This is a genomic window from Ekhidna sp., assembly GCF_963691765.1.
GTDB lineage: Bacteria > Bacteroidota > Bacteroidia > Cytophagales > Cyclobacteriaceae > Ekhidna.
This window is the reverse complement of the sequence record NZ_OY829375.1, coordinates 4,037,399-4,060,929: the sequence shown is the minus strand read 5'-3', so window position 1 is coordinate 4,060,929 and position 23,531 is coordinate 4,037,399. Positions and strand designations below refer to the sequence as shown.

At 37.0% G+C, this 23,531-nt stretch carries 20 protein-coding genes; 13 read left to right on the top strand and 7 right to left on the bottom strand.

Going from position 1 to position 23,531, the window contains the following annotated elements:
• The first annotated feature begins 16 nt into the window (after positions 1-16).
• The 4 genes from gyrA to ACY650_RS18150 all read left to right on the top strand — a co-directional run bounded on the left by gyrA (position 17) and on the right by ACY650_RS18150 (position 7,045).
• Positions 17-2,593: a DNA gyrase subunit A gene (gyrA, locus tag ACY650_RS18165; protein WP_462249711.1), complete on the top strand. Its 2,577-nt coding sequence runs from the start codon at positions 17-19 to the stop codon at positions 2,591-2,593.
• A 15-nt stretch (positions 2,594-2,608) separates the two neighbouring features.
• Positions 2,609-3,781: a tetratricopeptide repeat protein gene (locus ACY650_RS18160; protein ID WP_462249709.1), complete on the top strand. Its 1,173-nt coding sequence runs from the start codon at positions 2,609-2,611 to the stop codon at positions 3,779-3,781.
• An 80-nt stretch (positions 3,782-3,861) separates the two neighbouring features.
• Positions 3,862-5,580, top strand: coding sequence for a SulP family inorganic anion transporter (locus ACY650_RS18155; RefSeq protein ID WP_462249707.1), 1,719 nt, complete (start codon positions 3,862-3,864; stop codon positions 5,578-5,580).
• A 55-nt stretch (positions 5,581-5,635) separates the two neighbouring features.
• Positions 5,636-7,045, top strand: coding sequence for an MBL fold metallo-hydrolase (locus tag ACY650_RS18150; protein ID WP_462249705.1), 1,410 nt, complete (start codon positions 5,636-5,638; stop codon positions 7,043-7,045).
• 96 nt (positions 7,046-7,141) lie between these two features.
• Here ACY650_RS18150 and ACY650_RS18145 read toward each other — a convergent pair whose 3' ends face one another.
• Positions 7,142-7,861, bottom strand: coding sequence for a hypothetical protein (locus ACY650_RS18145; protein WP_462249703.1), 720 nt, complete (start codon positions 7,859-7,861; stop codon positions 7,142-7,144).
• Positions 7,862-7,982: 121 nt separating this feature from the next.
• On the opposite strand from ACY650_RS18145, the gene ACY650_RS18140 reads away from it, so the two are divergent.
• The 4 genes from ACY650_RS18140 to ACY650_RS18125 all read left to right on the top strand — a co-directional run bounded on the left by ACY650_RS18140 (position 7,983) and on the right by ACY650_RS18125 (position 11,086).
• Entirely contained in the window at positions 7,983-8,618 is a 636-nt protein-coding gene (locus ACY650_RS18140; protein WP_462249701.1) for a hypothetical protein, read from the top strand.
• A gap of 83 nt (positions 8,619-8,701) precedes the next feature.
• Positions 8,702-9,058: a nuclear transport factor 2 family protein gene (locus ACY650_RS18135; protein WP_462249699.1), complete on the top strand. Its 357-nt coding sequence runs from the start codon at positions 8,702-8,704 to the stop codon at positions 9,056-9,058.
• A 134-nt stretch (positions 9,059-9,192) separates the two neighbouring features.
• On the top strand, positions 9,193-10,548 hold the full coding sequence (locus ACY650_RS18130) for a DEAD/DEAH box helicase (protein WP_462249697.1): 1,356 nt from the start codon (positions 9,193-9,195) through the stop codon (positions 10,546-10,548).
• A gap of 58 nt (positions 10,549-10,606) precedes the next feature.
• Positions 10,607-11,086 carry a hypothetical protein gene (locus tag ACY650_RS18125; RefSeq protein ID WP_462249695.1) on the top strand — a complete coding sequence of 160 codons (480 nt, stop codon included), beginning with the start codon at positions 10,607-10,609 and terminating at the stop codon, positions 11,084-11,086.
• Between the two features lie 382 nt (positions 11,087-11,468).
• Here ACY650_RS18125 and ACY650_RS18120 read toward each other — a convergent pair whose 3' ends face one another.
• The 3 genes from ACY650_RS18120 to ACY650_RS18110 form a co-directional block, all read right to left on the bottom strand.
• Positions 11,469-11,909 carry a hypothetical protein gene (locus ACY650_RS18120; protein WP_462249693.1) on the bottom strand — a complete coding sequence of 147 codons (441 nt, stop codon included), beginning with the start codon at positions 11,907-11,909 and terminating at the stop codon, positions 11,469-11,471.
• Between the two features lie 322 nt (positions 11,910-12,231).
• Positions 12,232-15,315 carry a Tn3 family transposase gene (locus ACY650_RS18115; RefSeq protein WP_462249691.1) on the bottom strand — a complete coding sequence of 1,028 codons (3,084 nt, stop codon included), beginning with the start codon at positions 15,313-15,315 and terminating at the stop codon, positions 12,232-12,234.
• 26 nt (positions 15,316-15,341) lie between these two features.
• Complete coding sequence (locus ACY650_RS18110; RefSeq protein ID WP_462249689.1) at positions 15,342-15,977, bottom strand: recombinase family protein; 636 nt, start codon at positions 15,975-15,977, stop codon at positions 15,342-15,344.
• A 230-nt stretch (positions 15,978-16,207) separates the two neighbouring features.
• On the opposite strand from ACY650_RS18110, the gene ACY650_RS18105 reads away from it, so the two are divergent.
• A complete protein-coding gene (locus ACY650_RS18105) occupies positions 16,208-16,999 on the top strand; it encodes a cation transporter (protein WP_462254431.1) in 792 nt (263 codons plus the stop codon).
• 42 nt (positions 17,000-17,041) lie between these two features.
• Here ACY650_RS18105 and ACY650_RS18100 read toward each other — a convergent pair whose 3' ends face one another.
• Positions 17,042-17,287 carry a helix-turn-helix domain-containing protein gene (locus ACY650_RS18100; protein WP_462249687.1) on the bottom strand — a complete coding sequence of 82 codons (246 nt, stop codon included), beginning with the start codon at positions 17,285-17,287 and terminating at the stop codon, positions 17,042-17,044.
• Positions 17,288-17,374: 87 nt separating this feature from the next.
• Here ACY650_RS18100 and ACY650_RS18095 point away from each other — a divergent pair, with 87 nt between their 5' ends.
• The 4 genes from ACY650_RS18095 (at position 17,375) to ACY650_RS18080 (ending at position 22,011) form a co-directional block, all read left to right on the top strand.
• Positions 17,375-17,590: a hypothetical protein gene (locus ACY650_RS18095; protein WP_462249685.1), complete on the top strand. Its 216-nt coding sequence runs from the start codon at positions 17,375-17,377 to the stop codon at positions 17,588-17,590.
• A gap of 12 nt (positions 17,591-17,602) precedes the next feature.
• The gene (locus ACY650_RS18090; protein WP_462249683.1) at positions 17,603-17,827 is read left to right on the top strand and encodes a hypothetical protein; all 225 of its coding nucleotides are present in this window, start codon (positions 17,603-17,605) and stop codon (positions 17,825-17,827) included.
• A gap of 86 nt (positions 17,828-17,913) precedes the next feature.
• A complete protein-coding gene (locus ACY650_RS18085; protein ID WP_462249681.1) occupies positions 17,914-20,100 on the top strand; it encodes a hypothetical protein in 2,187 nt (728 codons plus the stop codon).
• A 210-nt stretch (positions 20,101-20,310) separates the two neighbouring features.
• Positions 20,311-22,011: an Eco57I restriction-modification methylase domain-containing protein gene (locus ACY650_RS18080; protein ID WP_462249679.1), complete on the top strand. Its 1,701-nt coding sequence runs from the start codon at positions 20,311-20,313 to the stop codon at positions 22,009-22,011.
• On the opposite strand, the gene ACY650_RS18075 is transcribed toward ACY650_RS18080, so the two are convergent.
• Both ACY650_RS18075 and ACY650_RS18070 read right to left on the bottom strand, forming a co-directional pair.
• Positions 22,008-23,057 carry a hypothetical protein gene (locus ACY650_RS18075; RefSeq protein WP_462249677.1) on the bottom strand — a complete coding sequence of 350 codons (1,050 nt, stop codon included), beginning with the start codon at positions 23,055-23,057 and terminating at the stop codon, positions 22,008-22,010. The genes ACY650_RS18080 and ACY650_RS18075 overlap by 4 nt on opposite strands.
• Positions 23,058-23,300, bottom strand: coding sequence for a helix-turn-helix domain-containing protein (locus ACY650_RS18070; protein ID WP_462249675.1), 243 nt, complete (start codon positions 23,298-23,300; stop codon positions 23,058-23,060).
• Between the last annotated feature and the right edge of the window lie 231 nt (positions 23,301-23,531).

Below are 23,531 nucleotides of genomic sequence, written 5' to 3'. Positions count from 1 at the left end.
ACCCGAATAAGCATAAATGGCAGAAGGAGATAACGATAACCTTTCCTCATCCCAGGAGAATATTATCCCAATAAATATTGAAGAAGAAATGAGAGGCGCCTACATCGATTACTCGATGAGCGTTATTATTTCAAGAGCACTTCCAGACGTAAGAGATGGGCTTAAACCCGTACATAGAAGGATACTTTATGGTATGGACGAATTGGGAGTCAACTACAATAAGTCCTATAAAAAGTGTGCGAGAATTGTAGGAGATGTACTAGGTAAGTACCACCCGCATGGAGACACAGCAGTTTACGATACCATGGTACGTATGGCTCAGGATTGGTCTATGCGCTACCCATTAGTTGATGGTCAAGGAAACTTTGGTTCTGTAGACGGTGATTCGCCTGCAGCCATGCGTTATACAGAGGCCAGGCTTAGAAGGATATCAGAAGAGCTTTTAGCAGATATTCGAAAGAACACTGTTGATTACATTCCTAACTATGATGACAGTACGGAAGAGCCAAGTGTACTTCCGGCTAAGTTTCCAAACTTACTCGTAAATGGAGCAAGTGGTATTGCGGTAGGTATGGCTACTAATATGGCTCCTCATAACCTTTCTGAGGTTGTGGATGGGGTTACCGCCTACATTGATGACAATGATATTACTGTTGAAGGTTTAATGCAGCATATCACCGCTCCTGATTTTCCAACTGGAGCCACTATTTATGGTTATCAGGGTGTAAGAGCAGCATTTGAGACAGGAAGAGGACGTGTAGTGCTTCGTGCAAAAGCTGATTTCGACACTACAAGCAGCGGTAGAGAGCAAATCATCGTAACAGAAATTCCTTATCAAGTGAATAAGGCTAGCATGATTGAAAAAACTGCTGGTTTAATAAATGATAAGAAAATTGAAGGCATTGCCGACATCAGGGATGAATCTGACAAGGCAGGTATGCGGGTTGTTTATGATCTCAAAAGAGATGCTATTCCAAACATCGTCCTTAACAACTTATACAAGCAGACTGCGCTACAATCATCGTTTAGTGTAAATAATGTAGCACTTGTAAAAGGGAGACCTAAAACACTTAACCTCAAGGACTTAATCGTACATTTTGTTGATCACAGACATGAAGTGGTCATTAGAAGAACACAGTACGAATTAGATGAGGCAGAGCGAAGAGCACATATACTTGAAGGTTACTTAATAGCTCTTGACAACCTGGACGAAGTTATCAACTTGATCAGATCTTCGAAGGATCCGGATGAAGCTAGAGAAGGTTTGATGGATAAATTCAAGCTTACTGAAATCCAAGCTAAGGCTATTCTAGACATGAGACTACAGCGTCTTACAGGTCTGGAAAGAGACAAGATTCAGAAAGAATATGAAGAGATCCAAGCATTGATTAAGGAGTTGAAAGACATCCTTGAAAATGAGGATAGAAGAATGCAAATCATCAAAGATGAGCTTGCTGAAATCAAGGAGCGATATGGTGATGAAAGAAGATCTGAAATCGAGCATAGTGCCGATGAGTTTACTGCTGAAGATATGATCCCAGATGAGGATATGGTTATTACCATTTCTCACCAAGGGTACATCAAAAGAACACCTCTTACAGAATACAGAACACAAGGAAGAGGTGGCGTAGGTAGTAGAGCAGCAACATCCAAAGATGATGATTTCACAGAGCACCTGTTTATTGCTTCTGCCCACAACTATCTTCTGATATTCACGGAGTTTGGTAAAGTATTCTGGATCAAAGTATGGGAGCTTCCAGAAGGTAGTAAAGCTTCGAAAGGACGCCCGATTCAAAATGTTATCAATATTGAATCCGATGACAAGGTGCGCTCTGTAATCAACGTGAAAACGCTTGATGATCCGGATTATATCAACAATAACTTCTTAGTGATGTGTACTAAGCGAGGAATCATCAAGAAAACATCATTGGAAGCGTATAGCAGACCGAGAAGAAATGGAATCAATGCGATTACTATCAGAGAAGATGATAAACTTCTAAATGTGAGGCTTACAGATGGTGACAATCACATTGTGATTGCATGTAATTCTGGTAGAGCGATAAACTTCCACGAATCAGATGTTAGATCCATGGGAAGAATGGCTAGCGGAGTGCGTGGAATGAATATTACAGATAAAGAATTCGTAGTTGGTATGGTTTGTGTAGACTATAAGAATCCTCCAAACCTACTTGTCGTATCTGAGAAAGGATATGGCAAACGATCCGACCTTGAAGATTACAGAATCACCAAAAGAGGTGGTAAAGGTGTGAAAACACTAAACGTTACCGATAAAACCGGAGAACTTGTTGGCATCAAAGATGTAGTTGATGGTGATGAATTAATGATCATCAATAAATCAGGCATTGCAATAAGAATGTCAGTAGACAATCTTAGAGTAATGGGAAGAGCTACCCAAGGTGTTCGTCTCATAAAGCTTAATGATGATGATGAAATCTCTGCTGTGGAAAAAATTTCTAATATTGGCAGCGACGAAGATGAGTCTCAAGAAGGAGCAGAACCACAAGATGGTGCTAAGCCTCAAGACGGAGCAGAATCTTCAGATAAAGGTGACAACCAAATGGATAACGAATAATTTAAAGATCGAATAATGAGAACAGTATTAACCCTAATCTTAGCGGCAGTTTGCGTAGTAGGATACGCGCAAAAGAAGCCAAAAATCAATCAGGCGCTCTCCGCTTTAGAAAAAGGAGAACTAGCTGAGGCTAAATCTATTATTGATGCTGCTATAGCGCACGAGAAGACAATGAATGATCCAAAAACTTGGTTCTACAGAGGTCAGATTTATGCATCTCTTGACACAACTAGCGGTGAGCCAGGAGCGATGGAAGAGTCTTTGAAAGCTTTTGATAAAGCAATGGAGCTTGATCCAGAGCAAAAAGCTACATCATCAGTAGACTACAACACTGGACAGATTGTGAATATAGATTCCAAGAGACAAGGTTACTATGCATTCTACTACGGCAAAGCCGTAGCTGAATATAATGCTGAAAATTTTGAATCTGCAGCTGATAATTTCACTACTTCATTCTATATCATGCCAAGTGATACCAATGCAATATTGAATGCAGCATATTCTTATCAGGCAGCGGGTGTTACTAAGAAGGCTGAAGAAAGCTATGTGTCAGCTTATGAAGCTGGTGTTAAGGAGAAAACGATCTTCCTACAGCTTTATAACCTTACAATCCAGGAAGAAAGATTTGAAGATGGATTGAAATATATCAGAAAAGGAAAAGAGATACATCCAAATGATCTGGAGCTTTCAAAGTATGAAATCAACTTGCTAATTACATTAGACAAGACTGATGAAGCAATGAATGAGATTAAATCAGCAATTGAAGCAGATCCAAACAACGCAGATCTTCTATTCAGCTTAGGTGTATTGAAGGATGAAACAGGTGATTCTGAAGGTGCGATGGATACTTATAAGAAAGCAGTTTCTATTGATCCAAATCACTTCAACTCATACTTCAACATAGGTGCAATGTTATTTAACCAAACCAATACATTGGTGAAGGAGCAAAGTAGTCTTAACTACTATCCTGGAAAATCAAGGTATGATGCTGCTGAGAAAAAGAAATATGAATCGCTAGATTCTCAGATTGACGCTAAGCTTAAAGAAGCGTTGCCTGTTTGGGAAAAACTATATTCATTGAAGAGCAATGATGCTGATGTAATGGGTAGTTTGATCTACGTTTATAAGGGATTAGACATGAAAACCAAGGCAAACGAGCTTCAGGCTAAGCTTGATGCAATGAATTAAGCGTAAAAGCATCAAGAAATTAAAAAAAGCCGGTCCATGTGATCGGCTTTTTTATTTGTATACGTCTACTTTTGTCACACATGAATCGCCTCATCCCCATATTCAACTGGCTACCCAACTATAGACGTAGTGATTTGAACGGTGATCTTTTCGCAGGACTTACTGTAGGTGTGATGCTTATTCCTCAGGGAATGGCCTACGCATTGATCGCAGGACTTCCTCCCGTATATGGATTATATGCAGCAATAGTTCCCCAGGTCATTTACGCAATATTTGGTACATCTAGGCAACTTTCAGTTGGTCCGGTGGCGATGGATTCCTTACTTGTAGCTGCGGGAATTTCCACTTTAGCTTCAGAGGGGAGTGATGCCTATATCGCATTTGCGATAATGCTTGCATTTTTCACAGGTCTATTTCAATTTGTTCTTGGAGCGATACGTCTTGGATTCATCACAAACCTATTATCTAAACCAGTAATTAGTGGGTTCACATCAGCTGCGGCTCTTATCATTGGCTTCAATCAGCTAAAACACCTAATAGGCGCAGAAATCAGCAAAAGCAATCGATTGTATGAAGTAGCAGTTAATGTCTTTAATCAGTTAGATCAAACGCACTTAATTACCTTATTCATTGGGATTAGTGGCATCGTTGTAATTAAACTACTAAAGCGAGTAAACAAGAAGATCCCCGCGTCTTTAATCGTGGTAGTTATTGGAATAATCGTGGTGAAGCTTTTCAGTCTTGATTCCCAAGGTGTAAGCATTGTAAAAAACATTCCTCAAGGACTTCCTCAACTTCAGTTACCTCAATTTTCCTTAGGCATGTTTGAAGAGGCAATTCCATTGGCATTTACGATCTCTATTGTCGCATTTATGGAAGCTTTCTCAGTAGCAAAGGCCATAGAATCGAAGAAGAAGGATCACAAAGTGATAGCCAATCAAGAGTTGATTGGCATAGGTGCAGCTAACATAATAGGTTCATTATTTCAATCTTACCCCGTGACAGGAGGATTTTCTAGATCTGCTGTTAATCATCAAGCAGGTGCCAATACGCAGCTATCATCCATTATTAGTGCTGTTCTGGTGGCTATCACATTGTTGTTTCTTACACCGCTATTTTACTACTTGCCTCACACCATTTTAGCGTCTATAGTGATGGTAGCCGTGAGTGGATTGTTCGATTTTTCCTATATGAAAAGATTGTGGAAAGACAGCAAAAATGAGTTCTTGGTACTTCTTTTTACCTTTTTGGTGACCTTAAACATCGGAATGGTGATTGGAATTGTCACTGGAATCATCCTTTCTATTTTGCTATTTCTTTATAAAGCAGCCTATCCGCATATCGCTCGTCTGGGGCGAATAAAAGGTCACCATGAATTTAGAAATGTGACTCGTTTTGAAGGCTTAGAAATATGGGAAGAGCTGGCAATATTACGTATTGATGCACCGCTTAATTTCATAAACATTCAAGGCATCAGAGATTACATCCAAAACCTGGTAGAAGGTGACCCAAAAATTAAAGAAATCATCATTGATGCAGGTCCAGTTAGTCATTTGGATGCAACTGCATCTGAAGGGCTTCTTGTACTATTAAACGAATTGAACCAGAAAGGAGTGAGGCTGGTTTTATGTGACATCATAGGTCCTGTAAGGGATACGATGAAACAAACAGGATTGACTAAAATAATTGGCAAAGAAAATTTGTTTTTGAGTTTGACTGAAGCAGTTGAAAATGCACTAACGAATGCAAAAGATCCTTATAAGAAGGTTACGCTTCAATCGAATGTGAAATCATTATAAATTTTTCAAGCGCAATAGAAACAAGATTATTTTTGCGCTCAAGTGAATAAGAGATATGAAAATTGAACAGATATACACCGGATGCCTTGCACAAGGCGCTTATTTCATAGAAAGTGCAGGAGAGGCAGCTATCATTGATCCTTTGAGAGAATCTGGTACTTACTTAAACAAGGCTCAAAAGGAGGGTGCAGCAATTAAGTACATCTTCGAGACGCATTTTCATGCAGATTTTGTATCTGGTCATGTAGATCTGGCAAGAAAATCTGGTGGAACGGTAGTATACGGGCCTGGAGCTAAGGCAGATTACGATTTTCATGAGGCAACTGATGGGGAAGTTTTTGAGCTTGGAAAAATCAAAATCAAAGCACTCCATACACCTGGACATACACTCGAAAGCACTACTTATCTATTAATTGACGAAAACGGTGAAGAGCATGCCATATTCAGCGGAGACACACTTTTCATTGGTGATGTTGGCCGACCTGATCTTGCTCAAAAGGGATCGATGACACAAGATGATCTTGCAGGATTACTATATGATAGCTTAAGGAGCAAAGTGATGACTCTACCTGATAATGTCATTGTATATCCCGCTCACGGCGCAGGTTCCGCTTGTGGTAAGAATATGAGTAAGGAGACGCATGATTTACTAGGGAATCAAAAGAAGTCAAATTATGCACTAAGAGCAGATATGACAAAGGAAGAGTTCATCAAAGAAGTGACAGATGGACTATTACCACCGCCACAGTATTTTGCACAAAATGTAGCGATGAATAAGTCTACAGCTATTGGACTTGATCAAGTATTGGAAAAGGGCAATGTGGCTTTAGATGTAGAAACTTTCGAAGCTATGGCCAATCACGAAGGTGCATTGGTACTTGACACCAGACACCAAAGAGACTTTATTCAAGCACACATTCCAAACTCAATTTTCATTGGTATTGATGGGAGTTTTGCTCCATGGGTGGGTGCGTTAATACCTGATTTACAGCAACCTATCATATTTCTAGTAGACGAAGAACGTGAGGAAGAAGTAGTCACACGATTGTCTCGAGTAGGCTACGATAACACGTTAGGGTACCTTAAAGGAGGAATTCAGGCTTGGCAAGAGGCTGGAAAGGAAATACAGACCATGCAATCCATTTCTGCCGATGAATTTGCAAAAGACTATGCGGCTGGAAATATCAACGTAATGGACGTAAGGAAGCCTGGAGAATTTGAAGCTGAACACGTTGAAAATGCTGAAAGTATCCCGCTGGACTATATCAGTGAACAGATGGATAAAGTCGATCCTGATAAGACGTATCACGTACATTGTGCCGGTGGTTATCGATCGGTAATCGCTATTTCTATTCTTAAATCACGTGGATTACATAATATGCTAGACGTGGCAGGAGGGTACAAAGACATTAAGGCAACTGATGTACCTAGAACGAATTTCGTATGTCCAACATCGGATAAGTAGTATGCTACTTACTATCATACTCTTATTGGCAATTGTTGGGATTATAGGTTTCGTTTATTACATATTCAAAAACGAAGGCCCTCACCATCAATAGGTTTAGTTGTCAAGCATATTAAGTAGGATAGAGTCTGCTTCAATGATTTGCGTCTCATAGTAGTGCATATCTTCCATAACTGATCGAACTGCAGGGTCAGCATTGTAGATCATATCTATCGCTTTATCACTGGTATTCAGGTATTGGTTGTTCAAGGTATAAACCTTATTTAAGGCATCTACGAGCGTTAGATCCATTTCTACGAGTGTGCCAGTGGCTTTTGCTATTTCCCACGATCGATTACTAATCGCAGCAGCATGCAATTGAAGGTTGTAAGGACCGAAAAACTTAAGTGTATCATTTTCGAGCCCTAGCTTCATTGTGCGATCGTTTACAATGATGATTCGGTAGTCATCCAGGCTCTTTATTTCTATTCTAGAAATGGGTGTCGCTTGCGAAAATGGCAATACCTCCTTCATATATTCCTCAAGTGCACGATCATCTTCAACATCTATGGGAAAATTAGACACCGGGAATTTCATGACCATATGCTCGAAACGATACAGCTTCGTTACAAGGTCGTATCGGTATTCCCGTGATTTTCTTACCAGCGAATCGTTACTTATGACTTCAGTCCTTATGGTTTGCTTGACTCTATTCAAAGCTCGATCCATGGTTAAGCTCTCTCTGAGACTATTTAAGAGTAGGGCAAGGAGCACAGCAAATACCACGGATAAAAACTCTAATGCAAGTTGTTGTCTATTGATACGATTATTGGCCATGGCTTAAAAATAAGGCAGTTCTTCAGAACTACGTGTAATACGTATACTTCAAACTCATCGAATCACTCATGTATCGGGTTTAATTAAATGGCAGATTTGAATTAACAAATTATTCAAGAAGATGAAAACGATTGCCATATTACTCATATCCTTAATCTCTCTCAATCAGGAGAAACTAGACCAAAAGAAAGAGGTGTCAGCTGAAGAAGAGATTGCTGCAAAAATTGTCGATGCTTTCAGAAGCTATAAGGACAAGGACATTGAATCATGTAAGACAATCATGGAAGATTTATCATTTGTCCTCACAAAGGAAATGAAGAGGCCCATTTCAGGTAAAAGTACCATTGACAGCCTAATCTTCGAAAATTCAGAAATATTAAGATGGGCATACTACAAGACTGTAGATTTAGATTATTTGCGGAATGTTGAGGTAATGGTAGCACTAAAACACGCTAAAAGTGATGAGATAGCTACGATCCTCACTAAAAAGCTAATAAACCAAAAAACTGATGTTGTGACTGAGAATACACTTTTTGGACAAAAGAAAATAGAGATCATCGAAGCGGTAGGAGCCGATGTAATTGATGATAGATTCGTAGCTAAGCCCGTGTCCAATATTTCAAGCTTATATCAATATCAAATTGTTTCTGATGGCGAATATGTTTTTGCGATACTTAAGGAGACAGTACCGAAACGAACTTTACAAAACCCTAAACCGATTAAAACGATTCACTTAATGGCAAAAGAAATTGAATAAAACATTTAAAAGTTATGATAAAATAATAGAACTAAAAAATATATGTAGCGTTATTATATGTACATACATACATTATTATAATCATGACATTAAAAGAAAAAACACAAGAAATCTACAACATGTTAGGCCAAGGCCAATTGTTAGAAGCATTTGACAAATATTACTCAGAAGATATTGTAATGACTGAACCAATGGGGACTCGTGAAGGCAAAGTAGCGTGTCGAGAATATGAGGAGCAGTTTCTTAACAGTATTCAAGAATTTCATAACCTGGAAGTAAAAGCAATAACCTCAGATGAAGAAGCAGGAGTGGTGATTCACGAAACAGCTATGGAAGTAACATTCAAGGATGGTAATCGCGTACAAATGGAACAAACAGGCGTGCAAAGATGGAAAGATGAACAAATCGTTCATGAAAGATTTTATTACTCAGGAAATTAGGTAGGTTAGTTAATCATTAGGTTGGTTTAAACCCAGCATTTGTGGTGAGTGCTGGGTTTTTTATTTATCTACATCACCATCCAATTAATTGCCATAAGGCTGACGGATATCGTATTTTTGCCAAAAGCCACTTCATGAGCCAATTTTCAGACCTAAACCTTACCAATCCTCTTCTAAATGCCCTTGAGGATTTAGGTTTTAATGAACCAACGCCGATTCAGAAACAGGCATTTCCGGTCATTCTTTCTGGGAAGGATGTGGTTGGTATTTCACAAACGGGAACAGGGAAGACCTTTGCTTACCTAATGCCGTTGTTGAAGGAGCTGAAATACTCGAAAGAAATTAATCCACGGGTATTGATTCTAGTGCCAACACGTGAACTAGTCATACAAGTAGTTGAACAGGTAGAAGCACTCAATAAATACCAGAATATCAGAGTGTTAGGCGTCTATGGTGGAACTAACATCAACTCGCAAAAACCATCGGTTATGGCAGGTACAGACATTCTTGTGGGAACGCCTGGAAGGACGTATGATTTGGTGCTACATCATTCACTTTCGTTGAAGAACGTGAAGAAACTTGTGATCGATGAAGTAGACGTAATGCTTGATTTAGGGTTCAGATTTCAGCTGACCAACATCTTTGATTTACTGCCTACGAAGCGTCAACACATCATGTTTTCCGCAACCATGACGGAAGAAGTAGATGCGCTGATAGACGATTACTTTATAGAGCCTGCGAAGGTCACAATTGCTGTGAGTGGAACACCGCTTGAGAACATCGCACAGTCTAGCTATGAGGTTAAAAATTTTTATACCAAAGCCAACTTGCTTGCACACTTGTTGACAGACAAGAAAGCATACGAGAAGGTGCTGGTATTTGTATCGAGCAAGCGCAATGCGGACCGGTTATATGAGACCTTTGATCCAATGCTTGAGCGTGAATCGTGCGTCATTCATTCAAATAAAAGTCAGAACTATCGCCTGAGGTCGCTCGAACAGTTTAATAGCGGTGATAAGCGCATTCTGATCGCTACAGACGTGATAGCGCGAGGATTAGACTTGGACGACGTATCACATGTGATTAATATGGATGTTCCAATCTACCCGGAGAATTACATGCACCGCATAGGACGTACAGGTAGAGCTGAGAAGACTGGAGTTTCCATTTTGATGCATACAGCCAAGGAAAATGAAGCCAAAGCTGCCATAGAACAGCTGATGAACATGCAGATTGAGGAGCGGCCGTTTCCAGTGCATGTAGAAGTTTCTAATGAGTTGTTGCCAGAAGAACGACCAAAGTCTAAGCAAATAGAGCTTTCAGACAAGATTGGCAGTAAGGAGGCTAGAGGAGAAGCCACCCATGAGAAGAAGGCTAAAAACAAAAAAGTAAACCTTGGAGGTTCTTACCGCAGAGAAATAGCCAAGAAGTATAAGAAGCCTAAGACACGAGGAGATAAGAATCAAAATCGTAAGAAACGAAGAAGATAGAAACAAGCGTAGAACGCGTTATTTTCACGACATATTAATAGCCTAACCAAATACACAAATGAAGAAACTGAACTTACTAATCGCCGCATTATTGATTTCTGGACTGTTGCCAGCACAAAGCCTTGATGAAATGAAGAGCTGGAATGGCACGTATTATCTGATGGCTGGGGAACGAAGTGTAGTTCCCGGAAACCAACAAGCCACTAAGAAGGATCTGGAAATAGGTGAAAATAACGGAACGATTTTACTAGCCACTGCTGAGTGTGCGAAGTGTACGCCGTCTGTATTTACATACCAAAAGGAAATCAGCGAGAAGCTGGAGAAGCCCGTGTTTTTCAATTCCATGGGACTGTACATGATTCCTTTAGATGAAGACAGCTTTGTGTATTACATGACGACTGTGAAGCTAGGCACTGGTCTATGGAAATCATTTTACTTCATGAACTACTACAGCAAGGACGAGGCTAAAGCCAAGGAGATGACGAAAGAGAAGCTCATGGAAATTGGCTTGAAACTCTCAGAGCAGAGCATGCAGTAGACGCAGATTTTCTAACAACGCACAATCAAAGCATTTCATTTTTTGAAACAACCGTATAGATAGCCAATCATCGAATACGCATCCATAGGGTAGATTTATCAATAAATTGATTTAACATAATATAAATTATATAACACCACTAGTGATTTGCCGTAATAAGAGCGCAGCGAGTATTTACTTACACGCGCGCGGCTAGCGATAAGATCAGATGTATAACTGTGTGTTGGCTTTGTGTGGATTGAGTTATATATCGGCTTGATCTTATGTTAAGGCAAATCACTATCTTGAATAATCACCTTCTAGCTAGAATTCTCATATACGGGAAATACTCCAAATCATTTTCTTCTACGCGATTCTCAGGCGTCAGGAATAAGCGTTGATTCTATAGTTTGTTATAAAGCTCATTCAAATACTTAACTCCAACTCTATAGTTAAAATCAAATTTCAAATTGTCGTCATTTCTTTGAATATGTAGATCTCCAAATTCTAGACTTTCGAAACTATCAAGGCTTAAGACTTCATTGATAGATAGCTTCATGTGGTCAATGCTATTCGCATATATTAGAACCGTGTAATTATCATTCGAAGTTTCATGAAGAATTAGTAGCACCTTGTATTCATTACCACCTGCCACAATAAGGACACCAAATGGTATAGTCTGACTCGCCACAAATTCCTTATCTACAGCATCCTGGATTTTGCTTTGATTCTCCTTTTCAATCTCCTCCATTTTCTCAAGCATTTTCAAGACCTGTTCATCCTTATCTTGTCCATATCCTTGATAAAAGAAAACGAACAGCAAAATTGTGATAATCTTTTTCATGAGTATAGCAATCACGTAATTACTTTAAATATGGTCAATTTTGATTCGAAATCGCTCAAGCCGCTGGGCTATTACTTTTTTCATTGCCGGGCAGATATTTCGGTGAAAAAGTACACAAAAATCTAGCGGCCCGACGATTCGACAAAATAATCACTCCCCATACACAACCAATCGCGCCATCGGTATTTTGCCATGCCAGCCCGCCTGGATGTAGATGACATTCTATTTAACATAATATAAGAATGGCTGTCTACAAAAAATCGGCAAAAAGTACAACAGTCTGATATTCAGCAGTTTGCATATTCCTCTTACTTGCTAATTTTTAAGCTACTATCTTATATTTCAATAAGTTCTCCAAATCAAACATTCTTGAAGGCTCACTTATTATGTCGAGATCATACTCACCGTGAATATTTATATGCTTCCATGATATTACATGGTTTGAGGAAATTGCATTTATTACCTCAAGAGCCTGCTTCTCATTCATTGCAGATAATCTCTTTGTGAGTTCTAGGTAATTCCAAAGGACAATTACATTTTGTATTAAGGTTCTACAACCAAGGGCTATTTCCTGTTCTGACTTCTCACCAACTCTAAACTCCTGATTATCACCAAACCAAACATCCTTAGCGAACTTGTGCCACAGTTCTCCTTTGTTAAGCTGTTTCTGCATCCTAGATCTTAAATCCGATTCATCGTAGTATTTAAGGAGAAATAGAGATTTATGTATCCGGCCCAATTCTTTTAGTGCTTTATATAACGGATGACTCTGTGAATATGAACTTAGTCTTCTAAGTATAACTGACGCTTTAACATGTTTGATTTTGATAGATACCAGTAATCTTAATATGTTATCCCATTGATCTTCAATGATTTTGACATTTATATATTTAGAATTTTCAGGAAGAATTCGATAGCCTTTATTTTCATAATGTCCCCTCTTTCTATTCTTAAATGTGTACATAATTTGATCACCAGCAATTCGAGGCGCGAACACAATACCAATTGAGTAACATATACCACAGAGTATTTCCGTGTAGCCATGTGTATCTGTGCTATGGATTGTACTTTCTACTTCTTCATTGTCTAGTAATCCATCGATAACATACGTAGCCTCCCTCTCTGTCGGACTTATGATAGTATCATAAAATACTCGACTATACTCATCGATAAAGCTGTAAGCTGTCACTCCTTTTCCTCTACCAAAGTATTTATATGAATGGCTTGCATGTATCGAAGGAACAGACACGCCAAATTTTTGCCCGTCACTTGAAGTATGTAACTCGTCAACGGAAGCCTTAAAGTGCTGCGGGACAGAGAGTTTATCTATAATACTTAAAATACGATTTCGTGCTTCGTTAATATTTTCTTTTGAAAAATACCATCGAGCTGTGTTCTCAAGTTTTTCTGCATTTAGTCCATGAGTTATTCGACCCATTTTCCTAACTCCAATATTACAACCCAATCCGATTATTGCAGCAAATATCACCTGCACCTCAGGAGTTTCATGGCCACCTTTCATTGCAAAGTGTGTAAAGCATTCTGTAAAATCAGTCGCATCCTGAATGTCTGAAAGCACCTTTACTAATGGAACCACTTCATCTTTGTTTAGGAGGTTATCAACTATCTCTGATCCTAAATCCTCAACCTTGTCATTGGTCACAAAAGGCTTTCCATTCTTCCTAAACTTCAAGTTTTCATTCTCAGAAAGGTTTTGATTTGTTTTCTCATACTGTTCATCCAGCTTTTTTTCAAGTGAAATTATTACATCAGTAAAGTCTCGTAAATGTGACAGGTTTACTTTTTCTAAAAGGTATTCTTTATCCCGCTCCCAAGTTTCATCATCTATCATATAATCATTGATAGATCTGTAATCATTGGAGTACTTAAGATTTAGTGATCCTGACTTGATATGGAATGCTGATTCATTGAATAAGAGCGATCTGTAAACCTTATTATTGATTTGGCTCTTAATGTGAGTTTGGACGTACTTAGTCTGACTAGTATTAAGAAATCCTATTAGTGCACTAGATCCTAAGTTTCCATCCTTGTATTGAAAGTGTTCAATAGCTCGGTAGATTTCTTTCTCAGAAGTTTTACCATCGAACTTCAATGAAAGAACAATATCTTTTAATCTCCTAGCAAGCTTGATCGAACCCTCTTCTACTTTAGAGTAGAACATTTCATCTTTCAATTTAGTAGACACGGTGAGCTCAAGTTGTTCTAGCTCTTTTTTAATTGTTTCAACTACATCTGGACGATTTCTTATTACATTGAGTGCTGCGACAATTCGTTCTTCTGCAGAGGATCTGTTTTCAACAAGAATGGATTCGACTTCCTTCAGTTTATCTGATCTACTAATACTTCTTATCAGCCTGTTTTTTGATTCACTTACATGTTTTGCAGGGGTACTTTTTTGTTCTAAGAAATCCTTACTTACCTGACTATTGATATCCGAAATGAATTTTCTCGTTGTTTTAATCAATATTTCGACAAACAAATCCTGCCTCATTCGATATTGATATACAATTAGTGAAAGTAGATATAAGTACTTTTTTGATTTATCCTGCATCGAATTGAATTGGGGCTGCTCAGCAATAATCATCCATTTGGCATAGTAGTTAACCAATGCATCGGTGATTTCTACATTTTGAAATAAAGACTCAAATCGGGTAAATACTTCCTCAATGATCTTGAATTGGATAATGTCTTCTCTGATTTTGGAAACCTTAAGATCTTGATTGGGTTTCTTCAGAGTTGTTATTAAATATGGATTACTAGGACTGACATCACCTTCACCAACAGGTAGTTGAATAAATTCTTCTAGATATTCCTTATCCTCTTCCGAAAGTAAGTCATCTAACCGATCAATAAAGCTCTGTTCAACTTGATTTAGTGATTGAGTAATAATGGAAGCGATAGCTCCATAATGTGGAATTTCAATCTTCTCATTTAGCAAATAATTAACTAGGTAGTAAAAGATCTGCTTTGGCTTAAGAGCTTTATTAACTAGACTAATAGCTTCTTCGGAAATCTTTTCACGATTTTGCTTAAACTCTTGGAATCCATAGTAATCAAGTATCTGTCTCTTATGACTAAGCCTTGTAGCCTTTTTATACCAGTCCCCACCTTGTTTTAAATAGTCTGAAGGATTTAGGCCTATAAGAGTGCAACAAAAAATAAGATCCTCTTTATGAAACCTTTCTGGGAGGAAGAATTTGTAACTATTTAAAAAGTAACCTCTTTGAAGAATGAAACCCAATAAAGCATTCTTCTGGGTAAAATCATCGGGATTTCTTCCAAGCAAGTTTAATTCGAAATAGTTTCCTTTCTCTTTCTTGGAGATAGTCTCAGGTGAGTTAAATTCTTCAATTTCAGAATTTCTTAAAATTTTAATGTAAGCCATCTCATCAGAGATTTGTTGATACCTATCTAAATTAAAGAATTAGTTGTTGAATTCAATTGATCTTTTACCTTCTTAATCGTGTTTGGGGAACACTTACACAATTTCTGAATCTCTCTAGAAGAATATCCTTTGACTAAGTACTTCTGAATATCCGAATGCTTAGATAGAAATTTACCTACTGATTCCTTTGATCCAATTTTCCTCCCTGTCGTAAGCCCCAAAGCTTTACGAGATCTTATTCCCGATTTGATTCGATAACTCATTTGCTCACTTTCCAGCCTAGCTAAGTCTGCCATGATTGTAACAATCAGTTTAGTAAATATTTCACTGGAAGAATCAGGCTTGTTAATGGTAGTTCCCAGATTATGTATATATATAGCTACCGATTGTTTCTTTAGCTCCTCAATCAATCCAAGAACTTCATGGGTATTCCTTCCAAGTCTTGAAACTTCTGAGACCATGATACATTCAACATTGTTTGATTCAACAAACAATAACGCCTTCTGGAGAACTGGGCGTTCATTGAGTGGCACTGAGAACCCGGATATCTTTTCTGAGAAAACTTCGACAATTTCAAAGTCTTCCAAAGACTTCATATCATTAACTTGTCTTATTGTTGACTGATCTTTAGAAGATACTCTAGTATATAGAATTGATTTCATGTTACTATTTAAATACTAGCTAAAAAAGTAACATCTTAATTACCAAAAATCAAATTATGCAACCATTAAATGCATAAGAAGTAACAGGGTTTATATAATAACAATTAGATATAATCACCTTTATAATCTTATACTACTTTTAGGTTACTTTCAACTTTTAACAATCTCAAATAAATAGAAGACTAATTTTAGAGATCTGAAAGCTTATCGATTTTAAGCAAATGACCTTAATCAATAAAACAACTTTTATAATAAAGGACATGGACTGTCCATCAGAAGAGCAAATGATCCGAATGAAATTGGAATCTCTTAATCAGGTAAAGCACCTCGAATTTGATATTCCTGCTCGAAGACTAGAGGCATTTCATCTTGAAGAAGTGCAACCCATACATGATGCCATAAGTCAACTTAATCTGAATGATCAGCTTGAAGGCACTTCTAAAGCAGAACTACCAATACGAACTGATGATTCACATCAGAGGAAAATATTGTGGTGGGTTTTGGTCATCAACTTCGGGTTTTTTGTAATAGAAATGCTTACTGGATGGATTTCCCGATCTATGGGTTTAGTGGCTGACTCACTTGATATGCTGGCAGATTCTATTGTCTATGCTCTAAGCCTATTTGCAGTTGGAGCATCGATCTCTCACAAAAAGAAAGTGGCGAAGATAAGTGGCTATTTTCAAATGGGCTTAGCTTTGATTGGTTTCTCAGAGGTATTTAGGAGGTTTTTAAGCAAAAGTGAGGCCCCTATTTTTCAATGGATGATTATCATCTCAGTTCTTGCCTTGATGGGTAATTTAGTCTCTCTTTGGTTAATAAATAAAGCCAAAAGTAAGGAGGCACACATGCAAGCCAGTGCTATCTTCACATCTAATGACATAATCGTTAATGGTGGAGTGATATTAGCAGGAGTACTCGTTTATTGGCTTGAAAGTAAGTTGCCAGACTTAATTGTTGGCGGTATTGTATTCGGTTTTGTAATGCGAGGAGCTCTCAGGATTTTAAGTCTGTCGAGATAATAAAATATTTCTTAATCAAAAGAAACTTATAAAAAGACCCTCTTAGATTAAAGAACGGACTTCCGAAATTAAATCTTCCAGTTCAGTATCTAAGTTATCAGCAAGTTTGAACAAGGTTGTTAACGTTGGCTGTTTATGACCATTTTCAAGTCTCGAGATATGAGTTGCATGTGAACCAATTGCATGTGCAAGAGCTTCTTGTGATAGGCCTTTAGACTCCCGGAGTCTCTTAAGAACTTTACCAAATGCGTTTATTAATTGCTCGTCTATCACGACAAGCAAATTCACTTTTTAGAGAAGCTTACACCATAGCCTAAAGGGCAAGATATAATATAGTTTTTATATATTGTTTGCTTTTAAGAGTGCGAATATTTCATGGAACTAAAGGACTATTTAAACGAGCGAACAGACAAAGAGAATAGTAAATACAGAACAGTGAATGTTGATGAAAGGCTTCACTATTTCTTCAAAAAAACCGCCAATAATTACAACATAGCAATGTCTGACTTGATTTATAATGTATTGCATCAATGGAGATCAGAGTTCCAGGAGCAAATCAAAAAGGATGTGATTAAGAATCTGGAAAATTAAGATCAGCTCACCATGTCCGGTAAGAATTCGTTACGGCCAGTTATTGTCAATTTCAAAGGAAAGAAGTTCGAAGGCTATTTTCATAGATTCATTTATTCATATTCAAGCTATCAAAGTGAAACTCAAGCTTTGATAGAATTAAAAGATGGACGATTAAGGTATTTTGATCCTTACTTTGTTCAATTCGCTGATCTAAATGATCCGATTGTCAAACTAGAATCAGGCAATAAAGAATGAATTGAGTACACTCTAGCTTTGACAAAAGCTCTCTCATAAGGATATTTAATCTATTTTACATAGCCTTAAAAACTCAATAATTCTCCATGGAAAAAGTAAAACTATCAATGAGGCATTGTTATGGCATATCAAGCCTTGATCACCAGTTTGACTTTAGCAATAACAATATGCCGGTGGCATTATACGCTCCCAATGGCATGATGAAAACCTCTCTTGCGAAGAGTATTCATGATTTTATAAAAGGTGAGCAACCAAGTGATAAAATTTTTCCAGAGAAATCGAGCTCGTTTTCATTTGTAGATGAAAATGAAACGAGTTTGGCTCCAAGTTCAATTTTTGTCATTGATTCGATTAATGAAAAGTATCAATCGAATAGGATTTCAACTTTACTGGCTAGCGAAGAGCTGAAAAAGCAATACGATGAGATTTACGACGAGATAGGTAAAAAGAAGGAAAACTTTCTTAAAAGTCTAAAGAAAGCATCTGGCATCTCAAGAGATGTAGATATTGTATTTTCCGCTGATTTAGGCTTACCAGATTCTCAATTTATGACTGCATTAGGTAGACTAGAAAGAGAAGTAAAAAATGAAGAAGAATCAATTTACAGCGATGTAAAGTACAAAACTATTTTTAATGAAAAAGTATTGAGATTTATTGAAAACCCTGATTTTGAAACCTTAATTCAGCAATATACTGATGTATATGAAAGAATAATAGATAATTCAAGATACTTCAAGAAAGGGGTTTTTAATCATAGTAATGCTGAAGTAATAGCAAAGAATTTAAAGGCTAATGGCTGGTTCGAGGGAGGACACTCTGTAAGTCTTAATGACTCTTCTGGTCGAACTGAATTAGTAAGTGAATCCGATCTTACTGAAGCAATTCAAAAGGAAAAAGATGCGATCCTAAATGATGACTCTTTGAAGCAAATGTTCGCAAAAGTTGACAAAGCACTGTCTAATGCTGAGTTGAAAACATTGAGGGATTACCTAATTGAAAACCCATTTTTAGTTCCAGACTTAAAAGATGTTTCTTTTCTAAAAAACAAAATATGGGTTGGATATCTAATAAAGTGTAAAGAAGAATATCTGAATCTTCTTTCAAGTTATGATGAAAGTGAAGAAAGTCTCAAAGAAATAATTGCTAAAGCAGAAGCTGAACAGACACGATGGGAATCAGTTATTGATATATTTAATGAGCGTTTTTCAGTTCCATTCACAGTTAAAATAGAAAACAAAGGTGATGCGGTTTTGAACCTAGATTCACCACAAATTGCTTTTTATTTCAATGACGAAGACTACAATCCAACCAAAAAAGTTGACAAAGATACACTGAGCAGAGTGCTAAGCAATGGAGAGAAGAGAGCTCTATATATATTAAATATAATCTTTGAAATTGAGGCTAGAAGGAGAGGTAATGTTGAAACACTTTGTATTATTGATGATATAGCAGATTCTTTTGATTACAAGAATAAGTATGCAATTGTCGAGTACCTATGGGATACCAAGGAGTCATCACTTTTTCATTTAGTAATAATGACTCATAATTTTGATTTCTATAGAACGGTAAAAGGTAGACTGGGTATCTATGGAGATAACAAGCAAATAGCTATTAAAAATGGTAACTCTATTCAAATAGAGAAAGATACTCTTAAAGACAATCCGTTTTTCACATGGAAAAATAAGTTTGATGATATAGAATATGTAATTGCGTCTATTCCTTTTGTTCGCAACATAGCAGAATATGTAGGCGACTCAGATTCTTATCAACTTTTAACAGCCATTCTTCACATTAAGGATTCATCATTATCATTGACAATGGAGGACGTGAAACAGGTTTTTAAAAAAGTGTTAACTAACGAAGATGCTGATAAAGTATCTGGATCAGAAAACTTGGTTATATCATCTATTATCCAGCTTTGTGATACAATTGCTGCTCAGACTGGAGAAGGCATGCAGTTAGAGAAAAAAATTATCCTCTCTATAGGAATAAGGTTAATTGCAGAACAGGTTCTTATAGCCCTTATTGATGATAATGATTTTGTTAAAAGTCTTGGGAAAAACCAAACATCGAAACTCATCAAGAAATATTCAAAAGATGGTAATCCTGATGAAGAAATTCTAAAGTTGATGAATCAGGTGCAACTTATGACCCCTGAAAATATACACTTAAACTCATTCATGTTTGAACCGATTCTTGATATGTCTATTCATCATCTTAAAACACTCTATGCAAAGCTGAAAGAAGAGAAAAGCTCAACTATAAGTGTTTAAATAAACTATGGCGGTTACTACCAAGTTTTTCATGAAGGTCAATATGGCCATCATTTGAATTGAATAGAGCCTTAATCCAAGTTTGCAAAGGCCGTAAGGTTTTAATTATCAAGCTGTTGTACTTTTTACCGATTTTTTGTAGATAGCCAAGAATCAAACATTTATTGTAGCTTGCATATCTGATGACTTTAAGTATCTTTACATTATTGTATGACAGAATTAGAACAAGAAATAAAACATACTGGTGCTACCTTCACACCTGAGAGCTTAGCAACATTTTTGGCTGAAAAAATTGCCAAATATTCCACGCTCGATTCGAATCAAATATCAGTATTAGACCCATCATGCGGAGACGGTGAACTTCTCTTAGCAATGGGAAAATTATTATGTTCACAAAAGAATGAATTTCTACTTCGAGGTTGTGACCTAAATCTCAAGTACTTAGAGGAATCCACCAACAGATTAAATCAGTTTACAAATGTTGATCTTATTGAAGGTGATTTTCTTGAGGCGATTTCTTTAACTGATCAGAATAAACAAATTGATTTATTTACTTCTGATGAAGTAAGCAATACACTAAATAATTCCGCTGACATAATCATTGCAAATCCACCTTATGTACGTACCCAAATTTTAGGGGCTGAAAAAGCCCAACTCTTAGCTAAGAAATTTGGGTTGACAGGTAGAGTTGATCTTTATTATCCATTTCTAATAGCTATGACCGAAAGCTTAGTAGAAAATGGAATTTTAGGAGTAATCACATCCAATAGGTACTTGTCCACTAAAGGAGGTGAAAGTATTAGAAAGTACCTAGTAGATAATTATGAAATATTAGAAGTTATTGATCTCGGAGACACAAAACTCTTTAATGCGGCAGTGCTTCCAGCGATTTTCATTGGTAAAAAGAAATCGAAAATTAAAGGCGGTATTTTAAAAGAAGGTTCTTTCACTAAGGTTTATGAAGAGTTAAATGGTATCTCCCCTACTCATTCGTCTGCAGATATTTATGAATTATTGAACGAAAACGAATCAGGTTGTTATAGTATCTTGGACAAGAAGTTCAATCTAAGCAAAGGTTCATTAAGATATACAACTGGTACCAAGGATCTGTGGCAAATGCTTTCGGATGCTGAGACAGAATGGGTTCACCGATTAGAAGATAATTCCCAAAGCAAAGTAAAAGATCATTTTAAAGTTCGAGTTGGAGTTAAAACTACCGCAGACTCGGTTTTTGTTCGAGATGACTGGAATGAATTAAGCCAAAAACCAGAATCTGAAATTTTATATCCATTAATTACACAGCAAAACATTGGAAAATGGAGTCTAGATGACAAGTTAGCTCTTGAACTTTTATACACCCATTATGATGAAAATGGAAAGAAAAAAGTCATTGATTTAAAGAAATATCCTAATGCAGCCAATTATTTAGAGCAACATAAAAAAGAGCTAAGTGCAAGAACATATGTTATTAAAGCTAAGCGCAATTGGTTCGAAATTTGGGTTCCTCAAAATCCAGCTTTATGGAAATTGCCAAAACTCGTTTTCCCAGATATAAGTGTTGAACCCAGGTTTTATCTTGACAATAGTGGTAGCGTAGTAAATGGAAATTGTTATTGGATTGCTGCAGAGGACAGGAATCAGTTAGATATTCTTTATTTACTTCAAGGGGTAGCCAACTCATCTATTATGATTAAATATCATGATTTAATATTCAATAATAAGTTGTACTCAGGTCGAAGAAGATATTTCAGCCAATATGTCGAGAATTACCCATTGCCGGATGAATGTTCTTCTGAATCAAAAGCAGTCATTAAGTTGATCAAAGAACTAAATGCAAATAAACCAACGCACGACATTAAAACTCAGAGTAAGCTAGATAAGCTGGTGACTAGGGCCTTCGGTCTTGATTAATCGAAAAAGTCTTTCGACAATGGAATTTGTAGTTTCTTATTAAGAACCTTCCCTTGAAATTGCGAGAATCTAGAGAAAAAATCTTCACCTGTAGTCAGGTAAAAATTGGTAAGCATTACCATTCCTTCATTGATTTCAGCGTAGAAAAGAGCATATCTAACATCCTTATGTCTGAGGCCTACTTCTTTAATCAATGGCATATCTAAAGATAGAGTACTATCAGGGCAGACTAACCCAAGATCAATAGTTGGAGAAGTTTGTAGCTTGACTTCTAAAAGTTGATTTCTAACGTCAGGAAATTGTCCATTATCTGCATAACTAGAATATCCCAATTGTTGACAAACCAATTTATGCAATTCAGCACCCCTATTTCTCTCTTGGTCAGCCCCAATATCTTTAAACGAGCTACCTACTAAAGATTTCAATCTTTCATAGAGTTGATTAATCGTGAATAGATCAGAACCGCTAGGGTAATCAGTTGGCTGTATTAATTTGAGATCAACTTCACTATTTTCCGTAATTATAGATGCGAACAAGTCCGTATCAGAGTCTGAAATCAATTCGGTTACATCTTCGCTTCTATCTAACCTGGCTTGATATTTTTGCGTGAGTGTTCCAGTTGTATCAAGTAGTGCCAAATCTTGTCCAGTCACAACCTTCACCTTAGTTATTTCATCAGCATCATTTAGTCGTATTATCAAATACCTTCGAGAAGGATCAAGTTCCTCATTCCATACCTGTAGATTATTTGATTTTTGAACATAGGTATCTAAATTTTGAGCAGGAAATCTAGGCTGAGTTTTTTTGAAACTTGATGGAATTGGATAACCCAAAGCTTCACAAACAAGTTGTTTTGCCACTTTTGACCTAGTTCTTAGAGGAAGACCATGAAACGAGTAGCCAACCATTTTTTCTGAGATAAGGCTCTCAATTTCATCTTTCGTATAGTACGATCCTTCTGGATCATGAATCTCATCAGATTCGGAATAGATTGAATACCTTTTTGATACAATTTGTTCTTTTTTCTCGTTGGTGGGTTTGCTCATTTATATATCGGATTTTTTAAAAAATGAAGCTAAGCTCATTTCAAAGGCACTAATTATTTTAATCATGTTCAAAAGGGAAATATTTCTTTCACCTCTTTCAACTGAACCAACATATGTTCTATCGAGCCCACAATTAAGTGCAAGTTTTTCCTGAGAGATATTGTTTGTTTCTCTTAATTCCTTTAGAGAATCTCCAAATTTTTTGAGGATCTCTTTCTCTGATATAGAATAATCTTGTTTCATAAATCGAGCACTAAAATGATTTTTTGATGTATAAAAGTCTACGGACTATAAGTATCAATACGCACACATTCACCTTTTGCGAACCCTCTAACCCCCTAAAAGCTGAAAGAGTGCTCGTTACTACAATAAAATAAAATGATTGCCTTTGATTGGAGAAATAGGCCAACCCTAAACTATTAATTCCCGCCTCAACCAACCACTGATTTAACATAACGCAGGACCATATATAAC

Coding starts and splice junctions, on each gene's coding strand:
- ACY650_RS18145 (WP_462249703.1), bottom strand. CDS start 7,861: ATGGCCAATAATCGTATCAATAGACAACAACTTGCATTAGAGTTTTTA.
- ACY650_RS18130 (WP_462249697.1), top strand. CDS start 9,193: ATGAGCCAATTTTCAGACCTAAACCTTACCAATCCTCTTCTAAATGCC.
- ACY650_RS18150 (WP_462249705.1), top strand. CDS start 5,636: ATGAAAATTGAACAGATATACACCGGATGCCTTGCACAAGGCGCTTAT.
- ACY650_RS18070 (WP_462249675.1), bottom strand. CDS start 23,300: ATGAAACAAGATTATTCTATATCAGAGAAAGAGATCCTCAAAAAATTT.
- gyrA (WP_462249711.1), top strand. CDS start 17: ATGGCAGAAGGAGATAACGATAACCTTTCCTCATCCCAGGAGAATATT.
- ACY650_RS18120 (WP_462249693.1), bottom strand. CDS start 11,909: ATGAAAAAGATTATCACAATTTTGCTGTTCGTTTTCTTTTATCAAGGA.
- ACY650_RS18085 (WP_462249681.1), top strand. CDS start 17,914: ATGGAAAAAGTAAAACTATCAATGAGGCATTGTTATGGCATATCAAGC.
- ACY650_RS18080 (WP_462249679.1), top strand. CDS start 20,311: ATGACAGAATTAGAACAAGAAATAAAACATACTGGTGCTACCTTCACA.
- ACY650_RS18125 (WP_462249695.1), top strand. CDS start 10,607: ATGAAGAAACTGAACTTACTAATCGCCGCATTATTGATTTCTGGACTG.
- ACY650_RS18135 (WP_462249699.1), top strand. CDS start 8,702: ATGACATTAAAAGAAAAAACACAAGAAATCTACAACATGTTAGGCCAA.
- ACY650_RS18075 (WP_462249677.1), bottom strand. CDS start 23,057: ATGAGCAAACCCACCAACGAGAAAAAAGAACAAATTGTATCAAAAAGG.
- ACY650_RS18140 (WP_462249701.1), top strand. CDS start 7,983: ATGAAAACGATTGCCATATTACTCATATCCTTAATCTCTCTCAATCAG.
- ACY650_RS18155 (WP_462249707.1), top strand. CDS start 3,862: ATGAATCGCCTCATCCCCATATTCAACTGGCTACCCAACTATAGACGT.
- ACY650_RS18110 (WP_462249689.1), bottom strand. CDS start 15,977: ATGAAATCAATTCTATATACTAGAGTATCTTCTAAAGATCAGTCAACA.
- ACY650_RS18095 (WP_462249685.1), top strand. CDS start 17,375: ATGGAACTAAAGGACTATTTAAACGAGCGAACAGACAAAGAGAATAGT.
- ACY650_RS18160 (WP_462249709.1), top strand. CDS start 2,609: ATGAGAACAGTATTAACCCTAATCTTAGCGGCAGTTTGCGTAGTAGGA.
- ACY650_RS18090 (WP_462249683.1), top strand. CDS start 17,603: ATGTCCGGTAAGAATTCGTTACGGCCAGTTATTGTCAATTTCAAAGGA.
- ACY650_RS18115 (WP_462249691.1), bottom strand. CDS start 15,315: ATGGCTTACATTAAAATTTTAAGAAATTCTGAAATTGAAGAATTTAAC.